12 protein-coding genes are annotated in these 14767 nt (G+C 72.4%); 2 read left to right on the top strand and 10 right to left on the bottom strand.

From position 1 onward, the window contains the following. Positions 1-178: 178 nt before the first annotated feature. Positions 179-742 (top strand): GtrA family protein, encoded by a 564-nt coding sequence (locus ACFWBN_RS28470; protein WP_385180846.1) that lies wholly within the window; start codon positions 179-181, stop codon positions 740-742. A 20-nt stretch (positions 743-762) separates the two neighbouring features. Here ACFWBN_RS28470 and ACFWBN_RS28465 read toward each other — a convergent pair whose 3' ends face one another. Then, positions 763-2028 carry an ATP-binding protein gene (locus tag ACFWBN_RS28465; RefSeq protein WP_385180753.1) on the bottom strand — a complete coding sequence of 422 codons (1266 nt, stop codon included), beginning with the start codon at positions 2026-2028 and terminating at the stop codon, positions 763-765. A 13-nt stretch (positions 2029-2041) separates the two neighbouring features. Next, positions 2042-2719 (bottom strand): response regulator transcription factor, encoded by a 678-nt coding sequence (locus tag ACFWBN_RS28460; RefSeq protein ID WP_030961403.1) that lies wholly within the window; start codon positions 2717-2719, stop codon positions 2042-2044. A 494-nt stretch (positions 2720-3213) separates the two neighbouring features. Here ACFWBN_RS28460 and ACFWBN_RS28455 point away from each other — a divergent pair, with 494 nt between their 5' ends. Then, positions 3214-4731 carry a peptide MFS transporter gene (locus tag ACFWBN_RS28455; RefSeq protein WP_385180750.1) on the top strand — a complete coding sequence of 506 codons (1518 nt, stop codon included), beginning with the start codon at positions 3214-3216 and terminating at the stop codon, positions 4729-4731. 68 nt (positions 4732-4799) lie between these two features. Here ACFWBN_RS28455 and ACFWBN_RS28450 read toward each other — a convergent pair whose 3' ends face one another. From ACFWBN_RS28450 to hutU, 8 genes are all read right to left on the bottom strand, one after another. Further along, positions 4800-6104: a hypothetical protein gene (locus ACFWBN_RS28450; RefSeq protein WP_385180748.1), complete on the bottom strand. Its 1305-nt coding sequence runs from the start codon at positions 6102-6104 to the stop codon at positions 4800-4802. Further along, positions 6104-7198, bottom strand: a complete 1095-nt coding sequence (locus tag ACFWBN_RS28445; protein WP_385180745.1) for a hypothetical protein — start codon at positions 7196-7198, stop codon at positions 6104-6106. Before ACFWBN_RS28445 ends, ACFWBN_RS28450 begins: the two co-directional genes overlap by 1 nt. Beyond that, positions 7195-8262, bottom strand: a complete 1068-nt coding sequence (locus ACFWBN_RS28440; protein ID WP_385180742.1) for a hypothetical protein — start codon at positions 8260-8262, stop codon at positions 7195-7197. Before ACFWBN_RS28440 ends, ACFWBN_RS28445 begins: the two co-directional genes overlap by 4 nt. A gap of 17 nt (positions 8263-8279) precedes the next feature. Continuing rightward, a complete protein-coding gene (locus ACFWBN_RS28435; RefSeq protein WP_385180739.1) occupies positions 8280-8960 on the bottom strand; it encodes an LPXTG cell wall anchor domain-containing protein in 681 nt (226 codons plus the stop codon). Positions 8961-9081: 121 nt separating this feature from the next. Further along, the gene (gene hutI, locus ACFWBN_RS28430; RefSeq protein ID WP_385180736.1) at positions 9082-10260 is read right to left on the bottom strand and encodes an imidazolonepropionase; all 1179 of its coding nucleotides are present in this window, start codon (positions 10258-10260) and stop codon (positions 9082-9084) included. 257 nt (positions 10261-10517) lie between these two features. Continuing rightward, positions 10518-11858 (bottom strand): formimidoylglutamate deiminase, encoded by a 1341-nt coding sequence (locus ACFWBN_RS28425; protein WP_385180843.1) that lies wholly within the window; start codon positions 11856-11858, stop codon positions 10518-10520. Further along, entirely contained in the window at positions 11849-13039 is a 1191-nt protein-coding gene (locus ACFWBN_RS28420; RefSeq protein ID WP_385180840.1) for an allantoate amidohydrolase, read from the bottom strand. Before ACFWBN_RS28420 ends, ACFWBN_RS28425 begins: the two co-directional genes overlap by 10 nt. 11 nt (positions 13040-13050) lie before the next feature. Beyond that, positions 13051-14715 (bottom strand): urocanate hydratase, encoded by a 1665-nt coding sequence (hutU, locus tag ACFWBN_RS28415; RefSeq protein WP_385180733.1) that lies wholly within the window; start codon positions 14713-14715, stop codon positions 13051-13053. Positions 14716-14767: the final 52 nt, after the last annotated feature.

Genomic DNA, 14767 nt, shown 5'->3' with positions numbered 1-14767 from the left:
CCTCGGCCCGCCCAGGCTCCGGCCCGGGTCCGGCCCGGCCGCGTCCCTGGTGTGCCGTGCGTCGCACGCTGCCCGAAGGCACAGACGGACCACAGGGGCGACACTTACGATGGGCGGGTTGACCGAAAACACCGGACGCCCCGTACGGGGCGGTGACCGACAGGGACTGAACCATCTGATGAGCACGCCGGGGAACGGATCTGTCCTCGAACGGGCCCGCGCTCTCGTCCGCGAGGTCGCGAAGTTCGGGGCGGTGGGCGGTCTGGGTGTGCTGGTCAACCTGGGTGTCTTCAACCTGATCCGGAACACCACCGACCTCCAGGTGGTGCGCGCGAGCGTGATAGCCACCGTCGTGGCCATCGCCACGAACTACATCGGCTTCCGCTACTTCGCCTACCGGGACCGCGCCAAGAGCGGCCGGACCCGCGAGCTGGTCCTGTTCGCCGCCTTCAGCGCGATCGGCCTGGTCATCGAGAACGGCGTGCTGTACACGGCCACGTACGGCTTCGGCTGGGACGGCCCGGTCGCCACCAACGTCTTCAAGTTCATCGGCATCGGCACCGCCACCGTCTTCCGCTTCTGGTCCTACCGGACTTGGGTCTTCAAGGCCCTGCCGGTGCCTGCCGACGCCTCCGCGGCCCCTCCGGCCTCCGCGGCCGAGCCCATGCCCGAGCCGGCGCCCCTGCCCCGGCCGGAGCGCCGTCCCGAGCCCCTTCCCGCGCCCGAGCCCGCGAACAACTAGCGGGGCCCGACCACCCGGGCTCAGCGGACCGTGGACTCCGGCTCGGCCCGCTCCGGCGCCGTCCGGCTGAGGAAGAGGGCGAAGACCGGCGGCTGTGCCTGGAGCAGCTCCAGACGCCCGCCGTCCGCCTCCGCGAGGTCCCGGGCGACCGCGAGGCCGATCCCCGTGGAGTTGCGGCCGCTGATCGCCCGCTCGAAGATCCGGTTCCCGAGGTCCGGGGGGACCCCCGGACCCTCGTCCGTGACCTCCAGCACCGCCTGGTTGCCGACCACCCGGGTCCGCAGGGCGACCGTGCCGCCCCCGTGCATCAGGGCGTTCTCCACCAGCGTCGCCAGGACCTGCGAGACCGCTCCGGGGGTGCCGACGGCCCGTACGCCCTGCTTCCCGGAGCGCACGATGGCCCGGCCGGCGCTGCGGTAGGCGGGCCGCCACTCCTCCACCTGCTGTTTGACGACCTCGTCGAGGTCGAAGGGGACCGCGGAGCCCGTCCGCGGGTCCCGCGAGTTCGTGAGCAGCCGCTCGACCACGTCCGTGAGCCGCTCCACCTGGGTGAGGGCGATCGTCGCCTCCTCCCGTACGGTCTCCAGGTCGTCGGTGACCGTGATCTCCTCCAGCCGCATCGACAGCGCGGTGAGCGGGGTGCGCAGCTGGTGCGAGGCGTCCGCGGCCAGCCGCCGCTCGGCGGTGAGCATCCGGCCGATCCGCTCGGCGCTGGAGTCCAGTACGTCCGCGACCCGGTCCAGCTCGGGGACCCCGTACCGCTTGTGCCGGGGCCGCGGGTCGCCCGAGCCCAGCCGCTCGGCGGTCTCGGCGAGGTCGGTGAGCGGGGAGGCCAGCCGGTTCGCCTGCCGTACGGCGAGCAGTACGGCCGCCACGACGGCCAGCAGGGCCACGGCGCCGACCACCGCCAGGGTCCGCCCGACCTCCTTGGTCACGGTGGAGCGGGCCGCCTCCACGACCACGACCTCGCCCTGCTCGCCGCGTGCGGTGCCCCGGATGACGCTCTCGGGGATCCGCTCGCCCACCTCGACGGCCGGCTGCCCCGGGATCGTGATCCGGGCGTAGCGGCCGGTGTCGAGCTGCTCGGCGAGCGCGTCGGGGTCGACCTGCTTCTTCTCCAGGACGTTCGACTCGACGATGCCCACCAGGCGCAGCGCCTCGGATTCGACCCGGTCCTGGGCGCTGCTGGTGATGGTCCGGGTCTCCACGATCACCAGGGAGACCCCGAAGACGGCGATCACGACGAGGACCACGGCGAGCGTGGAGTTGATCAGGCGGCGGCGCATGACTCAGTACGTACTAGCTCTTCTCGAAGCGGAAGCCGACGCCCCGCACGGTGGCGATGTAGCGGGGGTTCGCCGCGTCGTCGCCCAGCTTCTTGCGCAGCCAGGAGATGTGCATGTCGAGGGTCTTGGTGGAGGACCACCAGGTGGTGTCCCAGACCTCGCGCATCAGCTGGTCGCGGGTGACGACGCGGCCGGCGTCGCGGACCAGGACCCGCAGCAGGTCGAATTCCTTGGCCGTGAGCTGGAGCTCCTCCTCCCCCATCCACGCGCGGTGCGACTCGACGTCGATGCGCACGCCGTGGGTGGCGGGGGGCTGGGCGGCCTCGGTGGCGCCGCGCCGGAGCAGGGCCCGGACCCGGGCCAGCAGCTCGGCGAGGCGGAAGGGCTTGGTCACGTAGTCGTCGGCGCCGGCGTCCAGGCCGACGACCGTGTCGACCTCGTCCGCGCGGGCGGTGAGGACCAGGATCGGGAAGCCGTGGCCCTCGGCACGCAGCCGGCGGGCGACTTCCAGGCCGTCCATGCCGGGCAGGCCCAGGTCCAGGACGACGAGATCGACGCCGCCCTGCAGCCCGGCGTCCAGGGCGGTGGGGCCGTCCTCCCGGACCTCGACCTCGTACCCCTCCCGGCGCAGAGCGCGGGCCAGGGGTTCCGAGATGGATGCGTCGTCCTCGGCGAGCAGTACACGCGTCATGTGGGTGATGGTAGTCCGCAAGGCGTGAAAGGAGGGTCCTGCCTGCAGACCCCTGCCTATCTGCGCTTATGAACTACTAAGCACCTTCGAATATGGTGAACGGTTGCAGCGGCGCCCTGTGATCCATATCTCAAGTCCATTCATATGCCGCAGTGTCGTGTCGTATGGTGGCGAGACGCCTGATGCACTACCTCAGGGACCTTTGTGCCGAAAAGCGCGCCGAAGGTCTCTATTTCTGTCCTGACCGGGCCGGGCAGTCTTGATGGACTGACCTGTCCGGGCTTGATGACAGTGAATGACCTGTGGGCCGGGCCCCTCGCGCGATGGTGCGCAAGTGGGCGTGGATCCCGGTTACGGATGTTCCTTCACTCCCCGCACGAGGGGGGGTGGATCCCCGGGCGTGGGGTAGGGCCTCCGTCGCCGGTGCCGGCCACCCCCCACCGGGCGCTGTTCCGCTCACGAAGCGAAGCGTCCCGAGCAAGCAAGGATCGACCATGGCTTCCAGCCTGACGAGGGACTCTGCGGCTCCGTCCGCCGAAAAGACCTTCTTCGGACACCCCCGTGGCCTGGCCACTCTGTTCATGACCGAGATGTGGGAGCGTTTCTCCTACTACGGTATGCGCGCCCTGCTGGTCTACTACCTGGTCTCGGGCGGCGCCGACGCCGCCACGGGCAGCCAGGGCGGCGGCCTGGCGATGACGGCGGCCACGACCACGGCCATCTACTCCGTGTACGTGTCGATGGTCTACTTGATGGCCATGCCGGGCGGATGGTTCGGTGACCGCGTCTGGGGCGCCCGCAAGACGGTCGCCATCGCAGGCTTCGTGATCATGGCTGGTCACCTCTCGCTGGCCCTCCCCGGCCAGGCGATGTTCTTCGTCGGTCTGATCCTCGTGGCGGCTGGTTCCGGCCTGCTGAAGGCCAACATCTCCACGATGGTCGGCCACCTGTACGACGGCCCCGAGGACCCCCGCCGCGACGGTGGCTTCACCCTCTTCTACATCGGCATCAACCTCGGTGCCTTCGTCGCCCCGCTCGTCGTCGGCACGGTCGGCAAGGAGCACAACTGGCACCTGGGCTTCGCCCTCGCCGCCGTCGGCATGGGCCTGGGCCTGACCCAGTTCCTGCTCGGCACCAAGCACCTGAGCCCGAAGAGCAGCCAGGTCCCGAACCCGCTGTCCCCGGAGGAGCGCAAGGCCGTCCTCACCAAGGTCGCGCTCGCGGTCCTGGGCATCGCCGTCTTCTACGGCGCCGTGGTCGCGCTGGGTGCCTACACCCTGAACTGGGCGCTGGTCCCGCTGACCCTGGCCGGTCTGTTCATCCCGATCGCGGTGCTGACGCGCATCAAGCGCGACAGGGACCTGTCGGGCGCCGAGCAGTCGAAGATGACCGCGTACATCTGGTTCTTCATCGCCGCCGCCGTCTTCTGGATGATCTACGACCAGGGTGGCTCCACGCTGTCCCTGTTCGCGGACGACAAGACCGCCGGCACCATGTTCGGCTTCGACTTCTCGGCCACCTGGTACCAGTCGCTGAACCCGCTGTTCGTGATGGCGCTGGCCCCGGTCTTCGCCTGGCTGTGGCTGTGGCTGGCCCGTAAGAACCAGGAGCCGAACACCATCGTGAAGTTCGCGATGGGCCTGGTCCTGATCGGCGCCTCGTTCTTCGTCTTCATCGTCCCGATGGGCATGGCGGGCGACGGCACCAAGGTCTCCCCGATGTGGCTGGTCTCGATCTACATGATCCAGACCATCGGCGAGCTGTGCGTCTCCCCGGTCGGCCTCTCCGTGACCACGAAGATGGCCCCGCAGAAATACGCCTCCCAGATGATGGGCGTCTGGTTCCTCGCGGTCACCGCCGGTGACTGCATCACCAGCCTCCTGTCCATCGGCGGCGTCGACCTCAACGGCACCTGGGTGATCGCCTTCCAGGCGCTCGCCGCCGCCCTGGCCGGCTTCGCGGTCTACTCGTACCGCAAGAAGGTCCAGGCGCTCATGGGCGGCGTGCACTGACGCACCCCCCGAACGCGCGCAGCGGCCCGGCACACCTCCTGGTGTGCCGGGCCGCTGCGTTGTACGGGTTAGCGCGTGCCGCGCAGGCGGCGCCACGGGGTGAAGGTGAACACCGCGCCGCCGAGCAGGATCACCGTGCCGGCGACCAGGGCCAGGGCCTTGATGCCGCCCTCGTCCTCGGCGCCGGTCTCGGCGAGGCCGCCGGAGGCCGTGGCGGTGGCGCCGGTGGTGGACGGGGATCCGGAGCCGCCGGGCTGGGCGGCGGTGTCCAGCTCCAGCGAGACGCCGCTGCTGGTCGCCTTGCAGGGGACGTTGATCGGCGTCGAGCCCGGGGCCATGGTGACGTCGATCGTCAGCTGGTCCGGGCTCAGCGTGACCTTGCCGGTCTTGCCGGGCTTGTAGGTCCCGGTCATGTCGCTGAGGCTGACCGGCGCCTTGTCCGGGATCGGCTCCGCGTTGGCGGGGCCGGAGACCTTGACCATGCCGCTGTCGGCGCCGCCGAGCTTGACGTTCATCGAGGGCTTGAGGGCCCCGGCCGGCAGGGCCATGGGCGCGGCCATGGCTCCCTTGGCGGTCTTGACCGTCAGGTCGTAGCTGCCGCCGTTCTTCTTGGCGTTGATCGTGACCGGGGTCTTGATGCCCCCGGGGACGACCGGGCCGCAGTCGAAGGCGACCTCGACGGCCTTGCCCGGGAAGTCGGTCTGGCCGCCGCCTCCGCCGCTGGTGGTGCCGCCGTTCGTGGTGCCGCCATTGGTGGTGCCACCGTTCGTGGTGCCCCCGCTGGTCGTGCCCCCGTTGGTCGTGCCGCCATTGGTCGTGCCGCCGCTGGAGCCGGCCGCGACGTCGATGGTGGCCCCGCCCTTCACCTCACCGACCGGCGCGCACTTGGTGACGAAGGTGCCGAAGGAGAACGTGACGGCGACCTCGTACTTGCCGGGCGTCAGGGTGATCTTGCCTGCCTTGGTGAGCTTCAGCTTGCCCTTCATCGTCGACATCACCATCGGCGCCTTCTTGGGGATCGGCGGGTTCTTCTTCTCCCCGACGACCTTCAGCTCACCGCCCCCGCCGCCCACCGTGATCCAGCCGGTGGGCTGGACCGAGTCCTGCGGGATGTCCATCAGGTCCGTGTTGTTCGAGGCCGGCTTGACCGTCTCCCAGGACACGTCGACCTCGTCGCCGACCTTGGCGGTGGCCGGAGCCGTGACCTTGGCGGTGGTCTCACCCTCCACCGGATCGCCGCCGCCGGCCGGCGGAACGCACTTGACCTTGAATGTGGCCTCGGCGGCCTGGGCGGGAGAAGCCGCCATGGCGATGCCCGCGCCGCCGAGCAGCAGCGCGACCACGGCCGCGCTCACCCTCCGTTGGGTCTTCACTATGGTCCCTTCGTCGTCGAACGGTTCTCAGACGGTGCGGACGCCTGTGGTGCTGTGCCCGGCGCGCTGTCCGGGGTGAACCACGGCAGGACCGCCGTGGTCGTCTGGGGGGATCCCGCCGGCGGCTGCGACCCGGCCGGCGCGGGGCCCCGTACGGCGGGGATCCTCGGCAGCCGGGCCGTCACGGCCGCCGCCGCATCGGGGAGCCGCGCCCCCCGGTGGCGGCCGCTCGCGCCGGGGGTGCGGGGCCGGACCTTGTCGACGACGGCCATGCCGATACGGAAGACGGCGGCCGGGATCACCAGCAGGAGCAGGCCCCAGAAGAGCAGGACCCCGTACGGGCGGTCCACGCCCCAGGGCTGGGTGGCCACGACCGTCTCGCCGTACTTGAGGGAGATCGTGTAGTCGCCGTACGCGCCCGCGGTCAGGGCGGTGTCCAGGGCGATCTCCGCCTTGCCGCCGGGCGGGATCGTGCCCTTCCAGCGGACCTCCTCCCACAGCGGGGCGAACACCCCGTGGGCGGTGCCGAGCTGGAAGACCGGGTCCTTGACCGGGGCCGAGCCGAGGTTGCCGACGGTGACCTTGAACTTCCTGCTCGGCGGGGCGCCGAACCAGGTCAGCACCCCGTCGTCGCCCTCCAGCCGGACCCCGGTGAGCATCGCGAGGCGGGCCGTGCCGGATTCGGCGGGCAGCTCGGCCACCGGGTGGTCGGTGATCTTCAGGGCGGTCGCGACGGTGGACTGGTCCCCGTTGACGGAGGTGACGTTGACGACGCAGGGGCAGGGCTTGGGGGGTGCCACCACGGGCAGCCGGGCGGTGAAGCGGCCGTCCTCGGCGACCGAGACGGCGGTGCCGTCGGCGTTGGCGCAGCTGTTGGTGCCGCCGATCATGTTCTGTCCGCAGACCAGCAGCATCACCAGCGTCTTGGCGGGCCAGCCGGTGCCGTTGACGGTGATCTCGGTGCCCTTGGCGGCCTCCTGGAGCGAGAGCGTCACGGCGGGCTTGCCGTCGGCCGCCGTGGCCGGGGCCGCCGGGAGCAGCGCGAGCGCGCACACCGCCAGCCCGGCGGCGAGCAGGGCTCCGAGTCTTCTCACCTGGAGGCTCCCGTCAGTTCGTGTTCCGGTGCGGAGGTGGTCGGTTCGGCCGCGGGCACCGCGCCGTCCTGGGGGTCCCCCCGGACGGAGTCTGGGGGAGGGTCCCGGCGGGTCCGCCGGTTGCGTACGAGGAACAGCGCGGCCAGCGTGGTCCCGCCGAGGGCGAGCAGGCCGAGGCCGGTCCGGGCGGCGATCCCCCAGGGCACGAACCAGGCGGACGCGGTGGCGGTGGCCCGGGCGCCGCCGGGGGCGGTGACCGTGAGATCGAGGCGGACCTTGTCGAGCACCGGGGCGCCGGGCCAGGGTTCGGTCAGCTCCACGCGCTGGCCGGGGAGCAGTTCCACGGGCAGGGTGCGGGCGCTGCGCCCGGGGACCGCGCCGAAGAGGCCGTCGGCGTGGAGGGCGAGCTCGGGGGTGAGGGCCACGTTGCCCCGGTTGACGAGGGTGTACGCGACGGCCGCGGCCGAGCCCTTGCCGCGTACGGCGACGTCCTCGACCGTGAGGGCGGCCAGGGTGGGGCCGCCGACCCGCAGGTGGACCCGTACGCCCACCTCGCGGCCGGCTTCGGTGGCGACCACGGCGGCGGGATGGTCGCCGGGCGGGGACGCGGGCGGCACGGTGACGGTGAAGGGGACGACCGCGCGGGTGCGGGGCGGGACCTTCACCGTGGCCCCGGCGCCGAAGCTGATCCAGGCCCCGGCGGCGGTCCCTGGCCCTGTTGAGCGGCCTCCGGCCGCGGGTTTGGCCGGGCGCACCGCGAGGGCGCCGTCGGCGGTGTTGTAGGCGTCGGCGCCGCGCAGGGTGATGGTGCGCTCCTGGTCGGTGGTGTTGACCAGGGCGAGGCGGTCCTCCAGCACGGTGCCGGCGGTGCCCGCGAGGTAGAAGTACGGGCGGACGCCGCCGGGCCGGGCGGCGGCCGTCCCGGCGGCGGGCTCGGCGGTCCAGCCGGGCTCGTCGGCGGCGGCCGGGGCCGCGGGGGCCGTGTGGAGCACGGTGGCCGCGAGGAGCGGCACCCCGAGCCTGCGGAGCCTGCTGAGCCGTCGGGGTGGTTGGAGCACTGGCATGGCCGGGGGTGCTCCGTTCAGGACCGGGCCCGCTGGCCGCGCCGGGTCAGCCAGAGCACGCCGGCCGCGCCGGAGAGCAGCACGGTGCCGCCGAGGGTGCCGAGGGCGAGGGCGGAGTCGGTGGGTCCGGTCTGCGGGAGGGTCTCTTCCCCGCTGCCGCCGCCGGACTGGGCGCCGGAGCCGCCGGGGGCGCTGACGTCCAGCTCCAGGGACGGTTTGGGGCTGTTGCCGGGGGTGCAGGTGGTCGTGGTGCCCAGCGCCTTGATGGTGAGCACGCCGGCGGTGAAGGTCACCTTGCCGCTCTTCGTGGGCGTGTAGGTGCCCGAGAGGTCGGTGATCTTGATGGGCGTGTTGGCGGGCACCGCCTCGGGGTTGGGCGCGCCGGAGACCGGTACCGAGGCCTTCTCGGCGCCGTCGACGAGGATGACGGCGCTGGGGCTCATCGCGCCCTTGCCGAGCTCGACGGGGCTGGACGAGACGCCCTTCTGGAAGGACATCGTCAGCTTGTAGCCGCCGCCTTCCTTGACGGCCTTGATGTCGATGGGCGATACCGCCGACTTGTCCCCGATCGGGGTCTTGCAGTCGTATGCCACGTCGACGACGTCGGCATGGGCTGCGGGGGCGGCCAGCAGGACCGCCGATCCGGCCGCCAGCGCGGAGGCCAGCGCGAGCGCGGTGGAGCGTTTCCGGTCGGACACCTTCGTCTTCCCCTCGGACCTCGGGACCACAAGTTACTGACGACACATCAGATTGGTGGCTCAAGGTACGCCCGGGTCCTTACGGAGGGAAGACAAAGGACAGGCCGGAATTGACCGTTCGTCAGTGCGCGCGGACACCCTTCTGCCACACCGCGGAAACGAGCGGGACACCCGGGCGGTAGGCCAGGTGGACGTGGCTGGGGGCGTCCAGCAGGGCCAGGTCGGCGCGCGCTCCGGGGGTGACGGAACCGATGTCGGTACGGCGCAGGGCGCGGGCGCCGCCGGCCGTGGCCGCCCACAGGGCCTCGTCGGGGGTCATGTGCATGTCCCGGACGGCGAGCGCGATGCAGAACGGCATGGAACTCGTGTAGGAGGAGCCGGGGTTGCAGTCCGTGGAGAGGGCGACGGTCACGCCCGCGTCGATCAGGCGGCGGGCGTCGGGCCACTGGGCGCGGGTGGAGAACTCGGCGCCGGGCAGCAGCGTGGCGACGGTGGTGCCGGCGGCCTGGGCGAGGGCGTCCACGTCGGCGTCGGTGAGGTGGGTGCAGTGGTCGGCGGAGGCGGCCTCCAGCTCCACGGCGAGCTGGACGCCGGGGCCGTGGCCCAGCTGGTTGGCGTGGACGCGGGGGACCAGCCCGGCGGCGGCGCCGGCGGTGAGGATCGCGCGGGCCTGGTCCCCGTCGAAGGCGCCCTTCTCGCAGAAGACGTCCACCCAGCGGGCGTACGGGGCGCAGGCCGCCAGCATCTCGCCGGTGACGAGGTCGACGTAGCCGGCCGGGTCGTCCGCGTAGTCGGGGGAGACGATGTGCGCGCCGAGGTAGGTGACCTCCTCGGTGTGCGCGGCGGCGATGCGGAGTGCTCGTGCCTCGTCCTGGACCGTGAGGCCGTAGCCGGACTTGGTCTCGAAGGTGGTGGTGCCCTGGCGGCGGGCCTCGTGGAGGTGGCGCAGCAGGTTGGCTTCGAGCTCGGCGTCGGTGGCGGCGCGGGTGGCGGCGACGGTGGTGCGGATGCCGCCGGCGGAGTAGCTGCGGCCGGACATGCGGGCGTTGAACTCGGCGGTGCGGTCGCCGGCGAAGACGAGGTGGGAGTGGGAGTCGACGAATCCGGGGATCAGGGCGCGGCCCTGGGCGTCGAAGACGCCGTCTGCCGGCGGGGCCTTGTCGGCGGGGCCGACCCAGGCGATCTTGTCGTCCTCGATGACGACCGCCGCGTTCTGGACGAGCCCGAGGGGGCTGCCGTCGCCGAGGGCGGGGTCGTTGGTGACGAGGCTGCCGATGTTGTGGATGGCGGTGGTGGTCATGATTCCTCGTGGTGGTCGAGTGGTTGTTGTTCCCCCACCCCGCCCCTTCCCGAAACTCGGGGCTCCGCCCCAAGACCCCGTTCCCGGGGGCTCCGCCCCCGGACCCCCGCGCCTCAAACGCTGGCGATCCAGCCCGCCCGGCGTTTGAGGGCACGGGCGCGAAGCGCACGTACGGGGTCTGGGGCGGAGCCCCGGTTTCGGGAAGGGGCGGGGTGGGGGAAAGGCCCGCCGCAGGCGTCACGCCACGGGCGGCACGGTCAGGCGCGGAGGGCGGCGATGGCTGCGGCGAGGGCGGACGGGACGTCCGGGACCAGGGTGTGGGCGCCGTCGCGGACCACGTGGCGGCCGCCGACCACCGTGTGCCGGATGTCCGAGGCCGTCGCCGCGAACACCGCGGTCTCGGCGCCCAGCCGCGCCACCGGACCCGCCGTGCGGACCGAGTCCAGCGCGACCGTGGTGAAGTCCGCGAGCGCGCCCGCCTCCAGCCGCCCCGCCTCGGGGCGGCCGAGGGCGGCGTGGCCGTCGGCCGTGGCGGCGGCCAGCAGCGCGTTCGCCGTCCAGTGCCCCCGCGTCCGGCTGCGCAGCCGCTCGTTCAGCTCCATCGCCCGAGCCTCCTCCAGCAGGTCGATCACCGCATGGCTGTCGCTGCCCAGCGAGAGCGGGCTGCCCGCCTGCTGGAGGCGGGTCGCCGGGCCGATGCCGTCGGCCAGGTCGCGCTCCGTGGTGGGGCACATGCACGTGCCGGTCGTGGAACCGCCGAGGAGGGCGATGTCCGTGTCCGTGAGGTGCGTGTTGTGGACGCCGGTGGTGCGCGGCCCGAGCACCCCGTGGTCGGACAGCAGCTGGGTCGGGGTGCGGCCGTGGGCGGCCTGGCAGGCGTCGTTCTCGGCGGTCTGCTCCGAGAGGTGGACGTGCAGGGGCGCCTGCCGCTCCTCGGCCCAGCGGGCGACGGTGGCCAGCTGCGCCGCCGGCACCGCGCGCACGGAGTGGATCGCGGCGCCGATCAGCGCGTGCTCGCGCGGCTTGAGGGCGCTCACCCGCTCCGCCCAGGCCTCGGCGGTGCCGTCGGAGAAGCGCAGCTGGTGCTGGTTCGGGGCCTCTCCGAAGCCCGCCGACAGGTAGGCCGTGTCCAGGAGGGTGATCCGGATCCCGGCCGCGGCGGCCGCCTCGATCAGGGCCTCGCCCATGGCGTTCGGGTCGGCGTACGCGGCGCCGCCGGGGGCGTGGTGGACGTAGTGGAACTCGCCGACGTTGGTGATGCCGGCCAGCGCCATCTCCGCGTACACGGCGCGCGCGAGCGCGAAGTAGCTGTCCGGGGTGAGGTTCTGGGCGACCTTGTACATGAAGTCGCGCCAGGTCCAGAAGGTCCCGGAGCCCACCTGGACCGTGCCCCGCAGCGCCCGGTGGAAGGCGTGGGAGTGCGCGTTGGCCAGGCCCGGCAGGGTGAGCCCGCGCAGGACCTCCGCGCCGGGCGGCGGGGCGTCCACACCGGTGCGCAGGGCGGCGATCCGGCCGTCTTCCGCCACCTCAAGGGCGACGCCCGGCTCGACGTGGGTGCCGAGCCAGGCGTGTTCCAACCAGTACGTCTTCACCGGCAGGCCAGTCCTTCCAGTACGTCGGCCAGCGCGAGGACGCCGGCCACGCAGTCGTCCTCGGCGGCGAACTCCCGCGGGGAGTGGGAGACGCCGGTCGGGTTCCGTACGAACAGCATCGCGGTCGGCACGGCCGCGGAGAGGATTCCGGCGTCGTGTCCCGCCCCGGTTCCGAGGACGGGGACGGACCCGCCCAGGATCCGGTTGAGCTCGTCGCGCAGGGCGTGCTCGAACTCGACGACCGGGGTGAAGGACTCCCGGACGATGTCCAGGTCGATCCCGTCCCGGTCGGCGTACTCGCCGGCGGCCTTCTCGATGGCGGTGACGACCGTGTCGAGGGTGGCCTGGTCGGCGGCCCGGGAGTCGAGCCAGCCGCGGACGAGGGAGGGGATGGCGTTGACCCCGTTGGGCTCGACCGCGATCTTCCCGAAGGTGGCGACGGCCCCGGCGAGGGCCGCCTCCTGGCGGGCGGCCAGCACGGTCGCCGCGTAGGTGAGCATCGGGTCGCGGCGGTCCACGAGGCGGGTGGTGCCGGCGTGGTTGGCCTCGCCGTGGAAGTCGAACCGCCAGCGGCCGTGCGGCCAGATCGCGGAGGCGATGCCGACGCGGTCCCCCGAGAGGTCCAGGGCCCGGCCCTGCTCCACGTGGAGCTCGACGAACGCGCCGATGCGGGCGAGCCGTTCGGGATCGGCCCCGATGGTCTCGGGGTCGTAGCCGGCGGCCTCCATGGCCTGCGGGAGGGAGATCCCGTCGGCGTCGCGGAGCTCGTACGCCTTCTCCTTGGTCAGCTGCCCGGCGGCGAGCCGGGAGCCGACGCAGGCGAGGCCGAACCGGGCCCCCTCCTCGTCACCGAAGTTGGTGATGGCCAAGGGCCTGGCGAACTCCGCGCCCCTCCTGCGGAGTTCGTCCAGGGCCGCGAAGGAGGACACCACCCCGAGGGGGCCGTCGAAGGCCCCGCCGTCGGGGACGGAGTCCAGGTGCGAGCCGGTGACCACGGCGTCGCCCGCGAGGGGATCGCCGAGCCAGGCCCACTGGTTGCCGTTGCGGTCGGTCTCGTACGTCAGCCCGCGCGCCTCGGCCTGCGCCTGGAACCAGGTCCGGCAGTCGGCATCGGCCCCGGTCCACGCGAAGCGGCGGTAGCCGCCGGATTCCGCGTGGCGGCCGATGGGCGCGAGGTCCGCCCACATCCCGTGGAACGTCACGCGTCGTCGCCCTCACGCATCGGGATGCGGACGCCGCGCTCGTCGGCCACCGTCTCGGCGATGTCGTAGCCCGCGTCGACGTGGCGGATGACGCCCATGCCCGGGTCGTTGGTGAGGACGCGGCGGATCTTCTCGCCGGCCAGCGGGGTGCCGTCGGCGACCGTGACCTGGCCCGCGTGGATGGAGCGGCCCATGCCGACGCCGCCGCCGTGGTGGATGGAGACCCAGGAGGCGCCGGAGGCGACGTTGACCATGGCGTTGAGCAGCGGCCAGTCGGCGATGGCGTCGGAGCCGTCGAGCATGGCCTCGGTCTCGCGGTACGGGGAGGCCACCGAGCCGCAGTCGAGGTGGTCGCGGCCGATGACCAGCGGGGCGGCGAGGGTGCCGTCGGCGACCATCTCGTTGAAGCGTTCGCCGGCCTTGTCGCGCTCGCCGTAGCCGAGCCAGCAGATGCGCGCCGGCAGGCCCTGGAAGTGGACGCGCTCGCCCGCCATCTTGATCCAGCGGTGCAGGGACTCGTTCTCCGGGAAGAGCTCCAGCATCGCCTTGTCGGTCTTGTGGATGTCCGAGGCCTCGCCGGACAGGGCCGCCCAGCGGAAGGGGCCCTTGCCCTCGCAGAACAGCGGCCGGATGTAGGCGGGGACGAAGCCGGGGAAGGCGAAGGCGCGGTCGTAGCCGGCCAGCTGGGCCTCGCCGCGGATGGAGTTGCCGTAGTCGAAGACCTCGGCGCCGGCGTCCATGAAGCCGACCATGGCCTCGACGTGCTTCGCCATCGACTCGCGGGCGCGGGTGGTGAAGCCGGCCGGGTCCTTGGCGGCGTAGGCGGCCATGTCGTCGAGGTCGACGCCGACGGGGAGGTAGGCGAGCGGGTCGTGGGCGCTCGTCTGGTCCGTCACGATGTCGATCGGCGCGCCCTCGGCCAGCATCTGCGGGAGCAGCTCGGCGGCGTTGCCGAGCAGGCCGATGGAGAGCGGCTTGCGGGCGTCGCGGGCCTCGACGGCCAGCTGGAGGGCGTGGCGGAGGTTGTCGGCCTTGACGTCCAGGTAGCGGTGCTCGATGCGGCGGTCGATGGCGCGCGGGTCGACGTCGATGCAGATCGCGACGCCGTCGTTCATCGTCACGGCGAGCGGCTGGGCGCCGCCCATGCCGCCGAGGCCGGCGGTGAGGGTGATGGTGCCGGCCAGGGTCCCGTTGAACTTCTTCGCCGCTACGGCCGCGAAGGTCTCGTAGGTGCCCTGGAGGATGCCCTGGGTGCCGATGTAGATCCACGAACCGGCCGTCATCTGCCCGTACATGGTCAGGCCCAGGTTCTCCAGGCGCCGGAACTCCTCCCAGTTGGCCCAGTCGCCGACCAGGTTGGAGTTCGCGAGCAGGACGCGCGGCGCCCACTCGTGGGTCTGCATCACGCCGACCGGGCGGCCGGACTGGACGAGCATCGTCTCGTCCTGCTTGAGGGTCTGGAGGGTGCGGACCATCGCGTCGTACGAGCGCCAGTCGCGGGCGGCCTTGCCGGTGCCGCCGTAGACGACCAGCTTGTCGGGGTGCTCGGCGACCTCGGGGTCGAGGTTGTTCTGGAGCATCCGCAGCGCGGCCTCCTGCTGCCATCCCAGGGTGCTGAGCTCGGTGCCTCGCGCGGCACGTACGGGGCGGGGTCCTGACATGGCGGTGCCTCCTCCGATGTTGGTTAATCCATTCACATCCTGGACGCCTGAA

It is taken from the genome of Streptomyces sp. NPDC059989 (genome assembly GCF_042736975.1).
GTDB lineage: Bacteria > Actinomycetota > Actinomycetes > Streptomycetales > Streptomycetaceae > Streptomyces.
This window is presented reverse-complemented; position numbering and strand designations above follow the sequence as displayed.